This window comes from Streptomyces sp. NPDC026092 (assembly GCF_040638605.1).
GTDB lineage: Bacteria > Actinomycetota > Actinomycetes > Streptomycetales > Streptomycetaceae > Streptomyces.
The window spans coordinates 115033-131286 of record NZ_JBEZYN010000014.1 but is presented as its reverse complement, the minus strand read 5'-3'; the positions used below and the strand labels follow the sequence as shown (position 1 = coordinate 131286).

Sequence of the window (16254 nt, the reverse complement as noted above, 5' to 3'; positions counted from 1 at the left end):
CCCCGGACCGGCTCAGATGCCGAGGTCGGCCACGAATCTCGTCGGTTCGTCCAATACCGTCCGTGCTCCTGTCAGGTCGGAGAAGCGGATCGCGAGGGTCGATTCGGCGAGTCGCGCCGGAAGCGCCTCGCCGAACTTCAGCCCCTTCACGGCTCGGGTGTCCACCTCAGGAAGGCACAGCTGCCCCGACGCATCCGCGAGAGCCTGCTTCCAGATCTGCGGATTGACGTCCTCCCTGAGGCGGACCCAGCAGTCGTTGATGCGCTGCGCAGGGGCGGCTACCTCGCCGAGCGACGCCGCGAGCGTGGCATTGGCCCGGTGACCGGCCCAGGTCCACCACCGTGCGTAGCCCCCGCTTCCGCGCACAATCAGCGTTCCGCCCGGATGGACCGTCTCCATGAAGGTGTCCCTCGCATCGGCGAGGGAGGCCACAGCTCGCTTGGTCAGGCTGACTGGAGGATCGGCTCCGAGCAGCACCTCACGGACTGCCCGGGTCAGCTCGAACGACGTCGCCCTGTTGAATCCGAGTCCACTCCACTTCGCCTTCCCTCCACCGTCGGTCGGCTCCACATAGCAGCGTTTGCGACGCCAGTCAATGTAGGTGACCACCCAGCTGCGCCCCGCCAGGAGGAGCTTCCGCGGTCCTTCGACCTCCTCCGTCAAGAGATCCGGATCGGTGCGCCCGATCTCCACGCGTCCTTGGAATACGGTGAATTGGGGAGGTGCGGTGAAGACAGCTGTGAGCCCCATGAAGTGTCGATGACCGAAGCGGCGCTCTGCTTCCGGTCCGATGAACAGCATGCCGCCGTCCCGGTCGAGGTAACCCTCGTTCACCAGGTGCCTCAGGATCGGCTCCGCGGGCTGTCCGAAAGGCCCCAGCCCATTCCACCAGTCCCGCCACAGCTGGTCGCCTACCTGATGTTCCTGCAAGCAGAGGGCCAGTAGCTGCTGCGCGACGATGTGACGCGGCTCGGGTGGGGCGACGACCGGCTCGACCCAGCCGCGTGACCACTGCAGGAGCATGCCGGCCGCTGACAGCAAACCGTCCTCGGTCAGCGCCAGGAAAAGACAGTTACGCGTCGTGTCCGCCCTCCGCCCCGTTCTGCCGAGCCTCTGAAGGAAGGAGGCGACCGTTGCAGGGGCGTCGATCTGGATGACCCGGTCGAGGTCGCCGACGTCGATGCCCAGCTCCAGTGTGCTCGTGGAGACGATCACGCAGTCCCGCGCCTCCGCGAACGCCTGCTCGGCGCGCCGCCGTTCATCGACCGACAGGGACGCGTGGGAGAGGAACGTGGTGACTCCTCTGAGACGCAGCTTCTCCCCCAGCTCCTCCACGAGCCGTCGCGATTCGCAGAAGACGAGCCTTTTCTCTCCCTGGTGCAGGGAAGAGATCACGCGGGCTGCGTTGTCGACGGAACCGACATAGTCGAGCTGGATCTCACCGGCGGGAGGCTGTGGCACGGCGCTCGTGTCACTCGGAACAGCGAGGTGGGGTGCGACCACTCGCGCCGGACGGTTGCCCGCCCCGGATCCCTGAAGCCAGTGAAGGAGCTCCGTCGGATTGCCTACGGTGGCTGACAGGCCGACGCGCTGGATCGGACGTCCGACGGACTTTTGCAGCCGCTCGAGGAGCGCGAGCAAGTGCCATCCCCGGTCGTCTCCAGCGAAGGCGTGCACTTCGTCGACCACGATGGCTCTCAGCCCGGACAAGAACACCTTGTGGTCGACATTCGCACTGACCAGCATGGCTTCCAGCGACTCAGGTGTCGTCAAGAGCACATCAGGCCGGTCCCTCAGGATTCGCTTGCGGTTGCCCGCGGTGACGTCGCCGTGCCAGAGAGCGGCGGTACGCCCGAGCCACGACGTATACGTCTCCAGTCGAGGCAACAGGTTGTTGAGCAGAGCCTTGAGGGGACAGACGTAGAGGATCGAGGTGTGCTGCCACCGCTCCGCGGTCATCCGCGACAGCAGGGGGAAAGACGCAGCCTCGGTCTTTCCACCTGCTGTAGGCGCCAGCAGAATCGCGTCTTCGCCGGCCATCAGCGGCTCGATCGCTTCCTCCTGCAGCGGGCGTAGCCCCCGCCAGCCGAGGGAGTTGACAATGTGGTGGGTCAGCACAGGATCGAGGTCGTCGAGTGCGCTCACGGGAGTTCCAGTTCGATGTCGCCCGCATCGGCCTGGGCAGCATTTCTCTCGACTTCGTTGAGCTCGGCGCTGGAGACGGTGAGCGCGTAGTGAAGGCGCGGGTCGAACTCATCGAACTCATCGACGCGGTCCAGTACATCGGCGACGAGCTTGCGCAAGAACAGCCGGGGGGCGACTCCCACCTTGCCCCCGAGGCCGCCGGTGACCGCAACGGCAAGCTCCCTCAGGTACGCATCGTCGACGCGCGCTTCGATCCTTTCCGGGTTCCGCGCCGCACCCGCGTACAGGTCCCGGACATGACGGCCGAGCTCTCCCAGCCTCGTCAGATCAAAACCCGCCAGGCGCAGTTGGACTGCGCGCGGCGAGTCAAAACGCGGGTCGGTGGTGAAGTCGGTGGCGAGCCGTTGAGCAAGAGGGGGAAGCCGCTGTACGCCCTGCTGGCCGTCGTAGAACGCGGGTGTTCCTGTGATCACCAGGAACAAGCCGGGAAAACGACCGGCATCGATCTCGTCCAGCAGCTGTCGCAGGGCGTTGAGCCCCTTCTCCCGTACATCGCCGCGCACCCGCTGGAGGGTCTCGATCTCGTCGAGAACGACGAGGAGTCCCGGATGCCCGCAGTCGCGCAGTACGGTCAGCAGTCCTTGCAGGAATCCCATGGCACCGAAGTGATCCAGGTCTCCGCGTACCCCCGCAGCTCTGCGGGCCGAGGCCGCGACCGACTTCTGCCCGCCGAGCCAGGCGATGAGCGCGTCGGCCGTCGCGCTGTCGCCCGCGGAACGGGCCTCGCGATAACCGCGCAGGGCCGCCGCGAACGCAGGCGTCGTCCGGGCGACCTCGGCAAGTCGCTGCTCCATCAGGTCGTCGACGGCTGCGGCGAGTGCCTTCTCGTCGTCGTCCGACACCTCACCTGCGTCGAGGATCTCCTCCTCGAGGGTGTAGAACCACGAATCGACAACCGCCTTGAGCGCGCTGGGCTGATGGGTGGCCGTCGTGAGCCGCTCTATGAGGCGCCGGTAGACCGTCTCCAGGCGGTGCAGAGGTGTTTCGGTTTCGGAGATCTGTACTTCCGTGGTGGCAAGCCCCGCGCGCTTGGCCCGCTCCGCGAGCCAGCGGGCGAAGAATGTCTTGCCGGACCCGTACTCGCCACGGATGGCGTGGAAGGCCGACCCGCCACGCGCCACCGTCGCGATGTCATCGTCCAGGGCAGCTGTGAAACGCTCGAGGCCAACCGCGAACAGATCGAGGCCCGCTTGCGGCACGGTGCCGCGCCTCAGCGCGTCCACCACCTCACGGCGGCGTGCCGCGCTGACCTCAGTAAAGCCGGTCACGGCTGCTCCGTTCCGAATTGCTCGTGCAGAAGAGGGACGTTCAGCTCCACAGTCCGGCCCGCGTCCACCAGATTGATCACGCCATAGCCTTCAACATTGAGAAGACGCTGCACCACGGTGACGAAGATTTCGGGGTTCCGCTGGGACCTGCCGGTGGCAGCAGTCGCGGAGGCAGCGACGGCGTCCGGGGTCAGCCTTCCGCCGGCCTCGGCGAGCGCGTCGATCACCGCAGCCACGACCTTGGCCTCGGGCGCTCGGCGTACGAACGCCTTCTGCGCCTGGTAGCGCTGCGTCCGTACGATCCTGTCGCCGAGTGTCACCGACTCCGGTGCCACATCGGCCGCGGCGAACAGCCCCTCGCCGACCTGGGTCTCCTTGGGCCTCCGGCCCCGTCGACTCACCGAAGGCTCCGGCTCCGCGGCCGCTGCAGCCTCTGTACGGGGTTCCCACCACGACGGCACGCTCTGTTCGGGAGGCAGGACAACCCACCCCGTGGGCAACAATTCCTGTGAGGGCACCAGAGTGATCACCGGCACGGTCACTTCGGCGATCGAGGCTCCGCCGTGGTAGCCGGCCTTGCGTGGCGTGTACCTGATGTCCTCGCGCCATGGCGCCACAATGGAACCGCCGTCTGCCAGGACGCGCGGTCCACTCAGCTCGACTTCGCCCTCGTCGGCTGTGCCCATGCGCCAGCGGGCGCTCTGCACGCCCGCGGCCTTCACCGGCCCGCGGCCCTGGGGCGTGCGATCGATGACGTGACCGTGGTCGGAGACAAGCAGTACGGGACGGCCGTAGCCGCGGGCCGCGTTGAGCAGATCCAACAGGTGGCTGATGTCCTTGAGCCGCCAGACGGTGCGTTCGCCCTCCTGTCCGTGGTCCAGCGCATCGTCGATGGTGTTCAGAACGACTCCCACCACGCCGTCGCCGGCGAGCGCGTCGAGCAGTTCAGGGGCGAGGCGGTGGCCTTCGACACCACCGATCTGCCCCTTGTGGAAGAGCGTCCCTGTGCGCCGATGCCGCTGCCACAGCGCAGCGAACCCCTTGCTCTCCGCCGGCTGCTTGCCGCTCGTCGCCGTCCCCGCCAACAGTGAGGCTCGGCTGATGGTGGTGACCGAAGGCAGCATGGACACGGCAGCCTGACGCCGTGCGGCTCGCGCCCCCTGCGGTGCGGGGACGATCTCCGTCCAGACTCGGCGGTCGATCTCATCGCCGAGCTGCGCCGCTATGGCCGCGCTCATGCCGTCCAGTACGAGCACGAGCGGCGCCGCTGCCGTCTTGCCTGCACCGGCCAGTGGTACGGCCAGGGTGGCGAGTACGTCCTCGATGAGCAGAGCACCCGCGGGCGCCTGTGTCGAGGCGGCCAGGGTCCAACCCGAGAGCCGGGCGGCGAACTGCTCGTCGATCGCCGTGCGCCGGGCGCGGGCCTTGCCGATAAGCCGGTGGTACGCCTGACCTACGACTGATTCACCCAGCGGGTCACCCTCCGCCAGGACCGCGAGCGCGCGGTCGACCCAGGCCCATTGCGCGAAATGCTCGCTGACCGCTTGCCCCACCGAAGCCACAGCGGGCTCGGGTCCGTCTAGCCATCGCACGACGCGTACAGCCATGCATGCGGCGTTGCAACTTGCCGGGTGCAGGCGGGCCAGCTGATGGGCCAGAACGTGGTCCAACGCTGCCTCGGCCTCTTGGGAGGAGACGTCAAGTGCGGTCGCGAGGTCTCTCAAGCGTGCCTTGAGGCCGGAGGGCAGCAAGGGGTCGACGCGTAGGGCCTGCCCGAGTCCCGCTTCGTCTGCAAGTTGATCGGCGCGTTCGAGTACTGCGTAGACACGCTGCCGTGCCTCGGCGCCCGAAGCGCTGTTGGCCTCGGCCTCGCCGATCCATCGGGCAAGTGTGCCGATCACCGAAGAGGTGAAGGGAGGAAGGTCGTCCACCGAACGCAGGCTCGAACCGAAAAGACCTCCGAGCGCGAAGCTCGTTCCGGCCGGAGCGTCCGGCGCGCTCAGCACGGAGCCGAGGACACCGAGCGCCATGGCGTCCTGACCCCTGCCGTCCGCGATGAGCGCGAGGAGCGTGGGTGCGGCCGCCCCGATGACTCCGCTGAGCCAGTCCGTCAGACCGCCACGCTCCGATGCGGCAAGCTCCCGGAAGCGTGCGGGGCCGGCCGTGGTCCGGGACCAGGCGAGCAGGGTGTTGGTGTCAAGATCGAGCGAGAGCCCCCCTGCCGTACGTCCCAGCCCGAGACGTTCTCCGACAAGGGCCTTCACTGCGGCATCCCGCGTGAGGACGGAGCCGTCGCGCAGCCAGCCGTCGGCAGGCTCGGCCTCGATCAGGGCGTCGAGCAGCCAGGCCTCGCGAATCATGCGAGGGTCGAGGTCGGCAGCCCCGAAGAGCTGCTTGACGATCTCGGCCCGGTCCACGGCAAGGCTGCGGCGTCCGACGGCGTGGGCGCGCAGGTCCCAGCCCAGAGCGGTGGCCGACACGTCGCTCGTGACCACGAGCACCCTGTCGGCCTCGGAATCCGCCAGGAGCCGCTCCCACGCGTCGACGATTCCCAAGACGGAGTCCTGATCGGTGACCCGCACCAGGCGCTGCCGACCGTCGACCCGGGCCGTGAAGTCGGTGGGGGAAGCGCTGTCGTATCGCGCGTGGACCAAGAGGAGACGGCGGTCCCTGGCCCGACGCAGCTCCGTCTCGAGGAGCGCCTCGACGATTCTCCGGTCGATGAGCGGCCGTACCGCCATCAGGACTGTGCCTCGTCGCCGGTAGGTCCGCTCTCCTCCGGAGGCACGACCTGCCACGTGATCTCGACTGCCATCCCCGGGTGGGCCGCGGAGTAGGCGAGGATCTCGTCCCAGAGGTTGTCGATCGCCTTGTTCAGGGCGTTCTCCATGTGGCTCGGCTGCAGGCGCACGGTCCGCGAGCCCGGCATGCTCCCCGTGGCCCCGGTGTGGACAGGTCCCGGCGTCGAGCGGGTGGACGAGACGGGCGGTGTGCCGTGCTGAGTGAGGGGGACATCGTCCGGGGTCGGCTCGACACGGGGCGTCGGTGCAGCGGGTTCCGCCACCTGAGCCAGCCGAGCGGCGTCCTTGACCAGAGCGACAGCCTTGCTGCGGATGGAGTCCAGGACCGGGACCAGCGAGCGCTCGAATTCACTCGCGGCCGCGGCCTCGGCGATCTCCCCAATGAGCCGCTCGGCGCGCTCGCCGACGCCGTCCCGCCGCCCGGCGAAGCCACGGACGCTGTCGAGAAGCTGCCAGTCGGCGTCGTCGAGCGCCTTGAGTACCTCCGGGGCAGAGGTGATCGCCGAGGCGAGTACGGCATCCGACGTCCCGTACGAGGCGCCGGCCAGCTCCTTGACCATCGCGGTCGCCTCGTGGTGACGTCCGAGGCGCGCGAGGAGATCCGCAGCGTCCTTCGCTGACGACGTCCGCGCACTGGTCTCCTGCAGGAGCCCCAGGGCTTCCGCATGCCGGTTCAACGACGTCCGGACCCCGTTGACCGACTGCTCGTACTGGTTGATCTTCTCCCGTGCACCGGTGTGCAGCTTGTTCACGTTCCGGGCAAACAGGGTGGGCTGGACCGCCACTCCGAAGATCTTGGCCGCCCTTTCCCTGGCGGTTGCGTACTCCTCGTCCGTGGGCAGCTGCTGTGCGCGCAGGCCGTGGCCGGCCCCGATGTCGTTCAGCTCGGGCGCCTGGGAGAGGGGGCTGCCGCCATGGAAGATCCAGGCGCGGTCGTCGAGGAGTGCATAGGTGGCGATGATCAGGCTGCTGACGTTCTTGTCGAGGCCGGTCCAGCCGTGGTCCCTGGCAATCCACCCGCGGATCTCCTCGACGGAGAGGTCCTCGGCGCCGGGCCGGTGCTGGTGGGCAGCCTGGTTGATCCGTGCGCGCCAGTCGTTACGCAGGACGAGAGGGCCGTCATGGACCTGGCCGAGCTCCAGCGGTTCGACGATCTTCTTGACGGTCTTGAGGTGGTGGCTGTCGACCTCGATGCGCCGGCCACCGTCGTCCATGGCGCGGGTGATCCAGGTGAGCGCGGTCTTCAGCTCGGCGGGCGTGACGGGCTTGCGGTCTCCGGCCCGGTCGAAATCGGGATGCTTGGGGTAGAGGGCGCCGAAGACTCCGTCGGCCAGGTGCTGCAGGTTGTCCATGAAGGACTTTCCGCCCTGCAACTGGGGTCGACTGAATTCGGGCAGCAGCGACAGGATGTGCTTCCCCTCGCTGACCTCTGCGGACACGCTGTTCTCGTCGACCTTGGCGATGCCGTAGAGCTGGGTGAGCGTGGCAGTCAGCTGCGAGGTGAGGGTGTCGCGCTGGGCGGCCAGCTGATGGCGGACGCGGACGCGGTCGTCGGAGGCGAGGTGCCCGGCGTAGTCGTCGAGACGGTCGCGCTCCAGAAGATAGTTGATCTTGATCAGGCGTCCCAGTTGGGCGTTCTTCTGCTCCGAGAAGAACGACGGCAGCCAGACGACGGTCGGCGCCATGAGCCCTTCGGAGCGCAGCAGCTCGACCCGCTGGGCGTCGTCGTTGGGGAAGTGCTGACCGTCGTCGAAGGGGTAGTCGAGGATGAACCGCACACGACCGTCCACACCGGGGCGGAACTGCTCGGCGGGCAGCTGGGCGGTGTCGCGGACGTTCTCGAAGACGAACTCGGCGGTGCGCCGGCTGCCCTTCCAGACGATGTCGTGCTCACAGACGAAGGCGCCGGTGTCTTTGAGTCCGAGTGCCTTCCAGAGCTGGTCCTTGACCCAGATGCGGCGGGCTCCCGTACGGTCCTCGTCGGCCACCATGTCGAGCAGCGGCTCGATGTCCAGATCGGACAGATGGAGGGTGAACACAGGATCCTGGTCGCCGTCGGCCCGGATCTCGCCGAACTCGGCCTGCAGTTCCCGCAGTCGAGTCACGACGAGCGAGCCGGGAGCGACCGTACGGGAGCGGATGGAACCGTGGTTCAGCGCGGCGATACGCCCGCCGGTGAGTCGCTTGAGGGCCGGTACGTCGGGCGCGAGCGCGGCAAGCAGCAGAGTCTTGACGAACCGGTCGTCGGCGATGAACTTCTCATTCTCCTCCGAGCCGTACTTCTCCAGCAGATGTGCGCGTACTTTGCCGTGGAAGGTGTGCGCTGCCTCCGCCTCGTTCTTGAGGCGGTCGGTGAATGCCTCGCCGGTGCCGTCGGAGAGTACGTCCCAGAGGTCGCCGAGGGGGATCAGCTCACCCAGCTTGAAGTCGGCGCGCCGCCTGCGCAGCATCTCCTGGAGCAGCTTGAGGCCGGTCCGCTCGCGTTGGAGCGCACCGGACAGTGCCACGAGGACGTTGAGCAGCGCCGGCGAGAGCGGGTACACCGCCCGGAAGTCCGCCCAGTCGGCGTGCGTGGCGCCGTGTGCGTCGAGCAGGACGTCCTTGACCTGCGAGCTGGTGGACTCGATGGCTCCGAATGCCCCGTCCAGAGCCGCGCGCGCCTGCTCGTCCTTGGGCTTGAGAATGCGCTCCTTGATGATCTCCGGAAGGTTGCGGTCCTCAAGACTCACGACGTCGAAGCGGCCCGCCAGATACTCGACCTGCTGCTCCAGGTTCTTCACGTCCGCGCCGACGACGTCCGCACCGACGAGTTGGGAAAGGTCACGCTGCCGGGAGATGAAGGACACGATCGGGACGGGGCGAGCACTGTCGCCGGACTCGATCAGCTTCACCAGCTTGCTGACCTCGGAGTTCACCTTCTCCCGGTTCGACATGTGCGCCTGGAGCCACAGAATCAACTCGTCGAGGAAGAGGACGAGACCGTCGTACCCGAGGGACTTCGCGTGCCGGCTGATGACGGCGAGGCCGTTCTCCAGCGGCAGGAACGCCTGGGCATCGCCTCGGGCACCCTCCGCGTACGAGGACATCGGCCCGGTCAGCAAGGCAGACACCAGCCGGTCGCGGCGAGCGTCACCAGCCGGCGCGGCAAAGGCCGCCTCCAGATCACCGGGGGTCCAGGCCGCGCCCGAGCCGTCGATCACATCGAGGTCCTCGAGGTCTCCGCCCCCGCTTCCGAGCTCCGTACCGGCAGCGGGAAGGAGGGCCACGAAAGCATCGTGGCCGATGCTGTTCCGGAGCTTCGCGGCGTCGGCCAGCATCGAGTCGGCACGGTAGACGGCAGGGGTAGGGGCGCCCGGGTGCAGGCGCCGCACCTCGGCGACGTATCCGCCGAGCAGAGCCGAGTCCAGGTCGGTGGAGCCCACGAGGTGGTACGGCACCATCAGGAATCGCTTGCCGCGAAGCCACTCGTCGTGTTCGGCGATGACTTCCTGGAGCCGTGGCTTGGCGCGGGCGGACGGCTCGTTGTTCAAGACCGCGTGCAGCACGGTCAGGAAGTGGCTCTTACCGGAACCGAAGGACCCGTGGAGGTAGGCGGCATGTGAGTTCCCACCGCGGACGGAGGCTCGGACGATGCCGAGAGCCTTACCGAAGGCCAGCTTCAGCTGATCGGTGACCACGTATTCCGCGACCCTGGCGGCGGTCTCGGTGAAGCCCCCTGTGAGCTCCACCTTGAAATCGCCGGCGTGGACGTCTTCCTTGATGTCGATGACATCCCGCAGGAAGAGTTCATTCGTGGACATCGGTGGCTCTCGTTCCCTCACTCGGCGGTTCACATGGTCCGCGCAGCGCGCTCGTCCCCCATATCTTGCCAGCTCGCAGGGGCTCTCAACCGGCGCATGGGAACTTCCGTGATGATCAATCGATCATCACGGTCCCTTGCCCGTGTACAGAGGCAGCGCCTCCACATACGACCAGGTGAACGTCCGGTCGTCTTCGAGGTGCGCCTCCCCCCAGTGAATGGAGTGAATGCCCTCGCCCCGGGCGGCGGTGAAGAAGACGGAGACCAGCTTGGTGCTGCGTCCCAGTTCCTCAAATGCCTCGTGGAGCTTGTCGTAGTCCGCTGTGGTCGGAACGTCCTCCAGCGGGAAGAGACCTTCCCGCGGTTCCGGACCATGCGCTGTCAGCAGGCGCTTTCGCTGGGCCGAAACATCGGCACGCAGACGGGCACGATCGAGAGGGATCGGCCGGTCCGAATACTTGAAGGGGAAGAGGGCCCACCCGTTGATGACCGCGAAGTCGTAGCCGCGCAATTCACGGACGGCGCCCCCGAGGGCAAGGGCTTCGTCGGCAAGTTCTTCCAGCACGGCCTCGGCCAGGACGTTCCCGTACGGGCCACGCTTCTTGAGCTCGGCCTGGTCATGGACAGCCCTGGCCCGCTGGTGCGCTCGCGCCAGCCGCTTCGGAACCCCTGCGACAAGCCCCCTCGCCCGCTTCCCGAACCGTTCTTCCGCCCAGCCCGAGGGCGCCGAGTCCCCTCGACCGCTTCCGTTACTTCCTGCGTCCCCACCCAAGGCTCTCCCCCTGCCCTCGATCCGCTCCCCCTTGTGTGACATGGGGGCGAGACGCAGGCAAGGGTGCGATTTCAGCCTTGAGGAAGGGGGCGCGGCGCAAGTATTGCTGCCCGCGCCTCTACTGCCGTTCCTTCTCTGAAGGCGTCGAGCCATCACCAGGTTCGGCGTCGCCCTTGCCAGGCTGCGCCGACCGGCCAGGGCCTTCGAGGAAGGTCTCGATGAGGATCGGCACGGCCTCGTCCGGGATGCGGAAGCCAGTCGCCCACGAGGGCTCTGTCACCGAGCCGTAGATGGTGTGGAGCAGGAAGGACTCCTCGCCCGTCAGCAAGCCCTGGTCTTCCAGCTCCCGTGCCACGGTGCTGATGGGCCGGGTGAATCCCTTGAGCTGCCGGTCGTCCGGATATCCGGCCAGGTCGTACACGGTCGCCCGGTCCACGAATCCACCGTTGGCCGCAGCCGCGATGATCACCTTGGCGTGTGCCGGGTAGCGCACACGAAGGTGCTCGACGAAGGTTCCGAGGGATTGCCGGGTCCACCCGGTCTCGACGGTCGTGTCCTCGCGGTCCGCCTCACGGAGCTGTTCGAGGTCATCGACGGAGTCCTTGTCGACGTCGAGTCCGTCGAGCAACTCCTCGGCCCATGTGAGGAGTTCGGCGGGGGTCAACATGTAGAGCTGTGCGCCCGCGCGCTCGCGGAGCTCCACCAGCAGCTCGGCTCTCGGGCGAGCGGGGATGTCGCCGTCCCTCGGGTGCCACCAGTCCTTCTTGACGTCACCCGTCACCAACAGGACATCGCCGTCGTGATTCTGCGCTTCCTTGAGCAGCTGCACCCAGAGGAGATAGTCACCGGCCGCACGCTCCGGAGGCTTCGTCTTGAAGTCCTCGTACCCGGGCGGGATCTCCTCGTCCGCTCGCTTCTGTGCCGCCTGCACCGCCTTGTCGTACTCGTCGGTCGGCAACGGCTCTCCGATACGACCTTGAAGGAGCGGTTCCAGCTCGGCCAGTACGGGATCACTGTGCGTCTGGGCCGTCCCCAGCAGAGCATCCCGCTCGGCCTGCGCATCGATGATCTCCCGCAGTCCGTCGATCGCCTCTGCCAAGGTCCTCAGACCGGCGTCAATGCGCAGGGTGACGCCCTCGTCCTGCTTCAGCCGCACGTCCTTCATCCACCGGTCGACTGCGTCGTGCGCGGACCGGCTGGCCTTGTCCAGGGCGAGCGACGTCTCCTTCGCCCGAGTGCTGTGGTGATGACGGATCGACTTCAGCTCACGATTGCGCCAGAACTCGGTGAGCACCTGATGCGGGACCCAAAGCCGGTCCCGGAGCTTGGAGAGGACGGCGAAGGTGTCCTGCCGGGTCCGGGCGTTGGATCGGTAGAGGTTGAGCAGCACGTTGGTGTCGAGAACGACCATGCCGGACTGGAAGACCCGCTCGTAGTCGCTCTCGAGCGGGGTGCGGTGAGCTCCGTCGCAGTCGAAGATCCCGCGCCCGGTGGGCTGATCGTCCGGGTTGTTCGTGTACCCCATACTGCTCCGCGCTTCCCCTCGTTGGCCCGGTACGTGCCTCAGGCATAGGGGGCATGGTTCCAGGGTTGGCCGTGGTGCGGGAGTGCCGTCTCGGCCAAATCCGACCTGGGGTGAATCTGATCACGGAGGTGCAAAGTGTTGCCTGCGGAGCGGGTGTCTCGGCAAGCGGCGACAAGGGCGGTACCGGAGCAGCGAGGTGTTGGCGATTCCGGCGGGCGGCAGGACGACGCGGCTCCGTCGCTGTCGCCGCTTCCTGTTGAGCCATTCAATCGACGAGTCGAGGTACTTGTCGCGGTGGTCGACAGTCCCGAGGAGACGGGACTGGCAGCGCAGTTGCTGGAGGGACGGGGATGGTCAGTACAACACTGGGTGCCAGGTGCTGGAGAAGAGGACGCTCTTGGGAGCGGGCGGCGGGGGATGCTGGTGGAAGTACGCCTGCACGGGGCACGGTTCAGGGCGGTACAGGCGGCGGCCTCGGAGATCGAAGAGCTGGCACGGCGGCATCAGGCGGGGATGTGGGTGGTGGATGCGGCGCTGATCGGTCACGAACTGTCCGTTGACCATCGGACGGTGCTGCACGCCTACCACAGGCCCCCAGAGATTGAGCCTGACTCCTCCGAGCGGCCAGACCTCAGGAGTCAACTATTCATCTGGCGCACGCTGTTGGGCCTGGTGACGAGCGTCCGAATCGTCAAGCTGGAAGGGCGGCCGCATGTCGGGGCAGTCGCCGACCGCTTGGCGCACGGAGCGTTCACTCGCCGACGGTACGACTCTGAGACTCTCCAACTACGCATTCCCGTAGGCATGGAGGGCCGGAATCCCGAGGATCCGCCGGCTGAGTCTCGGAGCCCCTGGCCTGCCGCACTGCTCTTTTCGGCCTGGCTCCTCACGGGAGTGGCATGTGGGTACGTGGCCGCCCTTTCAGAGGGCATGCTTGCCATGGTTCCGCTCCTCATCGCATGCGCGTTGGTACGGCCAGTAGGGCTGCAGCTCTTCCCCCACCACGAGTCCCGTCCGTGGAGCGTCCCGCTTGCAGCGGGCTCACTCTTCGTGGGCGCACTGGTCGCGATCGGGATGCGGATCCCGAGCATCGCGTCGAGTACGCCCTCCGCAGCCACGGTTGCATGGGCTGCCGCCAGTGTGGTTCTCGTTCCCCTGTTGTCGTACGGCCTCAGGTACGCGTTCGTGCACTCCTGGTTCAGCCGCAATGCCAATTGGGCAGTGCCCGCTTTGGTCCCTGTGCTCGGGCTCATCCTCCCGTGGTTCGGAGGCTTGATGCACACGGTCTACCTGCAGCGGGCATTCGGACTTCCGTCAGAAGCAGCACCCGTGTCTCTCTACTGGTCCTACGCCGCATCGCTCGTGCCGGTCGGCGTCGCAGCCCTGGGGGTCGCGGTGGTTCTGGCAGTCGCCGGGTGGGCTCGCCATTTCCACTTCATTCAAGTGCGCGGCATGCAGCGAGTGGGCCTTGCGCTGATCACCCTTTTCATCGTGGGCATGACCTTGTTGACCGGCCTCGCCGTTGCCCAGCTCGGCGCAACCCAGGCCCGGACAACAGCGGCATCCGGACGTAACCCGGCTCCGTACTACGGTGTCCAGGGCGCCCTCGTCTGTGTGAAGCCGCTGAACAAGGACATCGCTGTCTTCAATGGACCGTTTGCTTCCACCCATCCCGTGCTGACTTTCGGCCCGTCCGGCGACCGGGTCTGGCTGTGGGACCCCCAGCGCGGCAAATCCTTGTCGGTACGGCTGGAGGACGTGGTGGTGACGGAGAAGACGGCGAGGGCATGCCGCTGAGATCACCCCTCGGCCCGGGACCGGTGGAGCGCGCACGGTACGCGCTCCACCGCGCCCAACGTCGACTGAGCGTAGGCGTCAGCCGACCATCGCCCGGACGTTCTCCAGCATCGCCTGAAGGACGAAAGGCGGGTCCGTCACGGCAGTGCGGGCCGCCTCCCGGTACGTGGCCGCATTCTTGTCCGGCGCACCCTCGCCCGCGTCGACCAGCTGCTGCTTCCGCTCTCCCCAGGACGGCCAGCTCTCCACGAGGTATGTCTCCAGGTTGTCCTCGAACACCGTGTACGTGCCCGCCGAACCCGTCGCCGGCCACGGTGAGCGGGACTCTCCCAGGTAGCCGAGCAGGTCGGCATTGCTCCCGGAGATCTTGCGGGCCTGCTGCGCGAAGGCCGCCTCCTTCTCCGCACGCTTCTCCTCGTCGAAGTGCCGCACCGACTCGCGCTTTCGCTCTTCCATTCCGGCATCACCGTCGAAGACCACGTGACAAGGGACGCCCATAGCCGACAGGATCGCGTGGCTGAGCAGAAGGTTGTCCCTTCCGGTCACATCGACGTAGGTGATTCCCTCGGCGCCGAGATTGATCCCGTTCCGCTCTGCACAGCCCTCGAGCAGCGCACCGTCGGTCGTCCCCTCACCGAGCACCGCGGCGTGGGCGAAGAACGCCTCGGCGAGCGAGCCGGCCATCGCCACTCCGGTGCGCCGGCGGACGGCCTCCTCCTTAACCAGCCCCTCCAGCGACCGGCACAGCTCGTCCTCCGTCACCTGCCTCACCCTGGTGACCGGGTGCTCGGCTCCGGTGTCGCGGGTGAGACGGCGGACCTGGTGGTAGCCGGCCGGCTCGATGAAGACGGGGCTGTGCGTCGCGTACATCACCTGCGTACGCCCCTCAGCGGACCCGGTCACCAGCTCACGCAGCACCTTCGCGAAGGTCCGTGCCTGTGGCGGATGTTGGAACAGCTCCGGCTCCTCGACGGCCAGGCACAGCGTCCGCGTCCCGCCCTCTGGTCGCCTGCGGTCGGCCAGGTACTTGAGCGCGGCAATGATCAGCGCCCGCTGGAAGCCGTGCCCTTGCCGGTGCACAGACGTCTCGGCGGCCCCATCCTTGATGCTCACCTGGAAGGCGGTCTTTGCCGGCCTGGGTGCGCGCACTGTCGGTGTCACAACCACCTCCCGGCCCGTGGTCAGTTTGGCAACCTCCGCGGACAGGGCGGCGGAGATGTCCTTCAGGACGGGGCCGTAGACGTTGTCGTGGACCGCCTGGCGGGCGAGCTGGGCGTACTCCTCGATCTCGCCGAGCTGGGCATCGGCCTCGGTGCGGTCGACAGCGTGGTCGAGGATGCGGGCGATGGCGGAGGCCTTCTGGTCGTTGGCCTCTTCGTACGCGCGCAGGTCGGCGGAGACGAAGACGAAGTCGATGAGCTCGGCAAGCTTGCTCTGCCCGGCGAACCCGAAGAAGTGCGTGTCCTCTACCTCGGCCTCGGTGAGCTGGTCCCGGTGGGCCCGCTCCCAGGCGAGCATCGCCTCGTTCATGGCCTTCTCGCTGCCGACCGCCGGCAGACCGAGCCTGGGGGTGCTCTCCCGAAGCTCGTTGTACGCCCGGCGCTTCGGCATCGCGCCGCCGGGCACGCTCCGGATCTCCTCGAAGGGCGCGTACGCGAGGGCTTTTCCGGTGATCTTGTCGTCACCGTCGTCCCAGGTACGCCAGATGCTGACGGTTGTGGCGTTGTCGGGGGCGTACCGGCCGAGGGCGTCGCGGTCGAAGTCGGTCAGCCCGTCGAACTCCACCTCGACGGAGATGCGCTCGCTGCCGTCGGCCGCGACCGCCGAGTGTATGTCGTCGGTGGTGAGGGCGACCGACTTTTCGCCGTTGAAGAACCAATCGAGTGCGCGGAGCACGGTGGACTTGCCGACGCCGGTCGGGCCGATGAACGAGGTTATCTCGTCGAAGTCGATGTCCACCTTGTGCAGGCAGCAGAAGTTCTCGATACGTATGCGCTTGATCTTCACGGTCGTCCTGAAACCTGGTGCGGGCGGGCACGTTTGGGCCCGCTGTGACAAATCAAGGCTAGCGAGGTGGATGACGCCGC

Annotated in this window: 8 protein-coding genes; 1 reads left to right on the top strand and 7 read right to left on the bottom strand. The window is 67.3% G+C overall.

Annotated features, from left to right (window positions below; all coding sequences use genetic code 11):
* Positions 1-12 precede the first annotated feature (12 nt).
* From AB0F56_RS22985 to AB0F56_RS22960, 6 genes are all read right to left on the bottom strand, one after another.
* Positions 13-2145, bottom strand: a complete 2133-nt coding sequence (locus tag AB0F56_RS22985; protein ID WP_362012721.1) for a DEAD/DEAH box helicase — start codon at positions 2143-2145, stop codon at positions 13-15.
* On the bottom strand, positions 2142-3473 hold the full coding sequence (brxD, locus tag AB0F56_RS22980) for a BREX system ATP-binding protein BrxD (protein ID WP_362012718.1): 1332 nt from the start codon (positions 3471-3473) through the stop codon (positions 2142-2144). The genes AB0F56_RS22985 and brxD overlap by 4 nt, the downstream gene beginning before the upstream one ends.
* Positions 3470-6214 (bottom strand): BREX-2 system phosphatase PglZ, encoded by a 2745-nt coding sequence (pglZ, locus tag AB0F56_RS22975; RefSeq protein WP_362012715.1) that lies wholly within the window; start codon positions 6212-6214, stop codon positions 3470-3472. The genes brxD and pglZ overlap by 4 nt, the downstream gene beginning before the upstream one ends.
* The gene (locus tag AB0F56_RS22970) at positions 6214-10074 is read right to left on the bottom strand and encodes a PglY protein (RefSeq protein WP_362012713.1); all 3861 of its coding nucleotides are present in this window, start codon (positions 10072-10074) and stop codon (positions 6214-6216) included. Before AB0F56_RS22970 ends, pglZ begins: the two co-directional genes overlap by 1 nt.
* 126 nt (positions 10075-10200) lie before the next feature.
* Positions 10201-10638 carry a hypothetical protein gene (locus AB0F56_RS22965; protein WP_362012712.1) on the bottom strand — a complete coding sequence of 146 codons (438 nt, stop codon included), beginning with the start codon at positions 10636-10638 and terminating at the stop codon, positions 10201-10203.
* A 325-nt stretch (positions 10639-10963) separates the two neighbouring features.
* Positions 10964-12370 (bottom strand): PIN-like domain-containing protein, encoded by a 1407-nt coding sequence (locus AB0F56_RS22960; protein WP_362012709.1) that lies wholly within the window; start codon positions 12368-12370, stop codon positions 10964-10966.
* Between the two features lie 417 nt (positions 12371-12787).
* On the opposite strand from AB0F56_RS22960, the gene AB0F56_RS22955 reads away from it, so the two are divergent.
* A complete protein-coding gene (locus AB0F56_RS22955; RefSeq protein ID WP_362012707.1) occupies positions 12788-14167 on the top strand; it encodes a hypothetical protein in 1380 nt (459 codons plus the stop codon).
* 78 nt (positions 14168-14245) lie between these two features.
* Here AB0F56_RS22955 and AB0F56_RS22950 read toward each other — a convergent pair whose 3' ends face one another.
* Positions 14246-16174, bottom strand: coding sequence for an AAA family ATPase (locus AB0F56_RS22950; protein ID WP_362012704.1), 1929 nt, complete (start codon positions 16172-16174; stop codon positions 14246-14248).
* Positions 16175-16254: the final 80 nt, after the last annotated feature.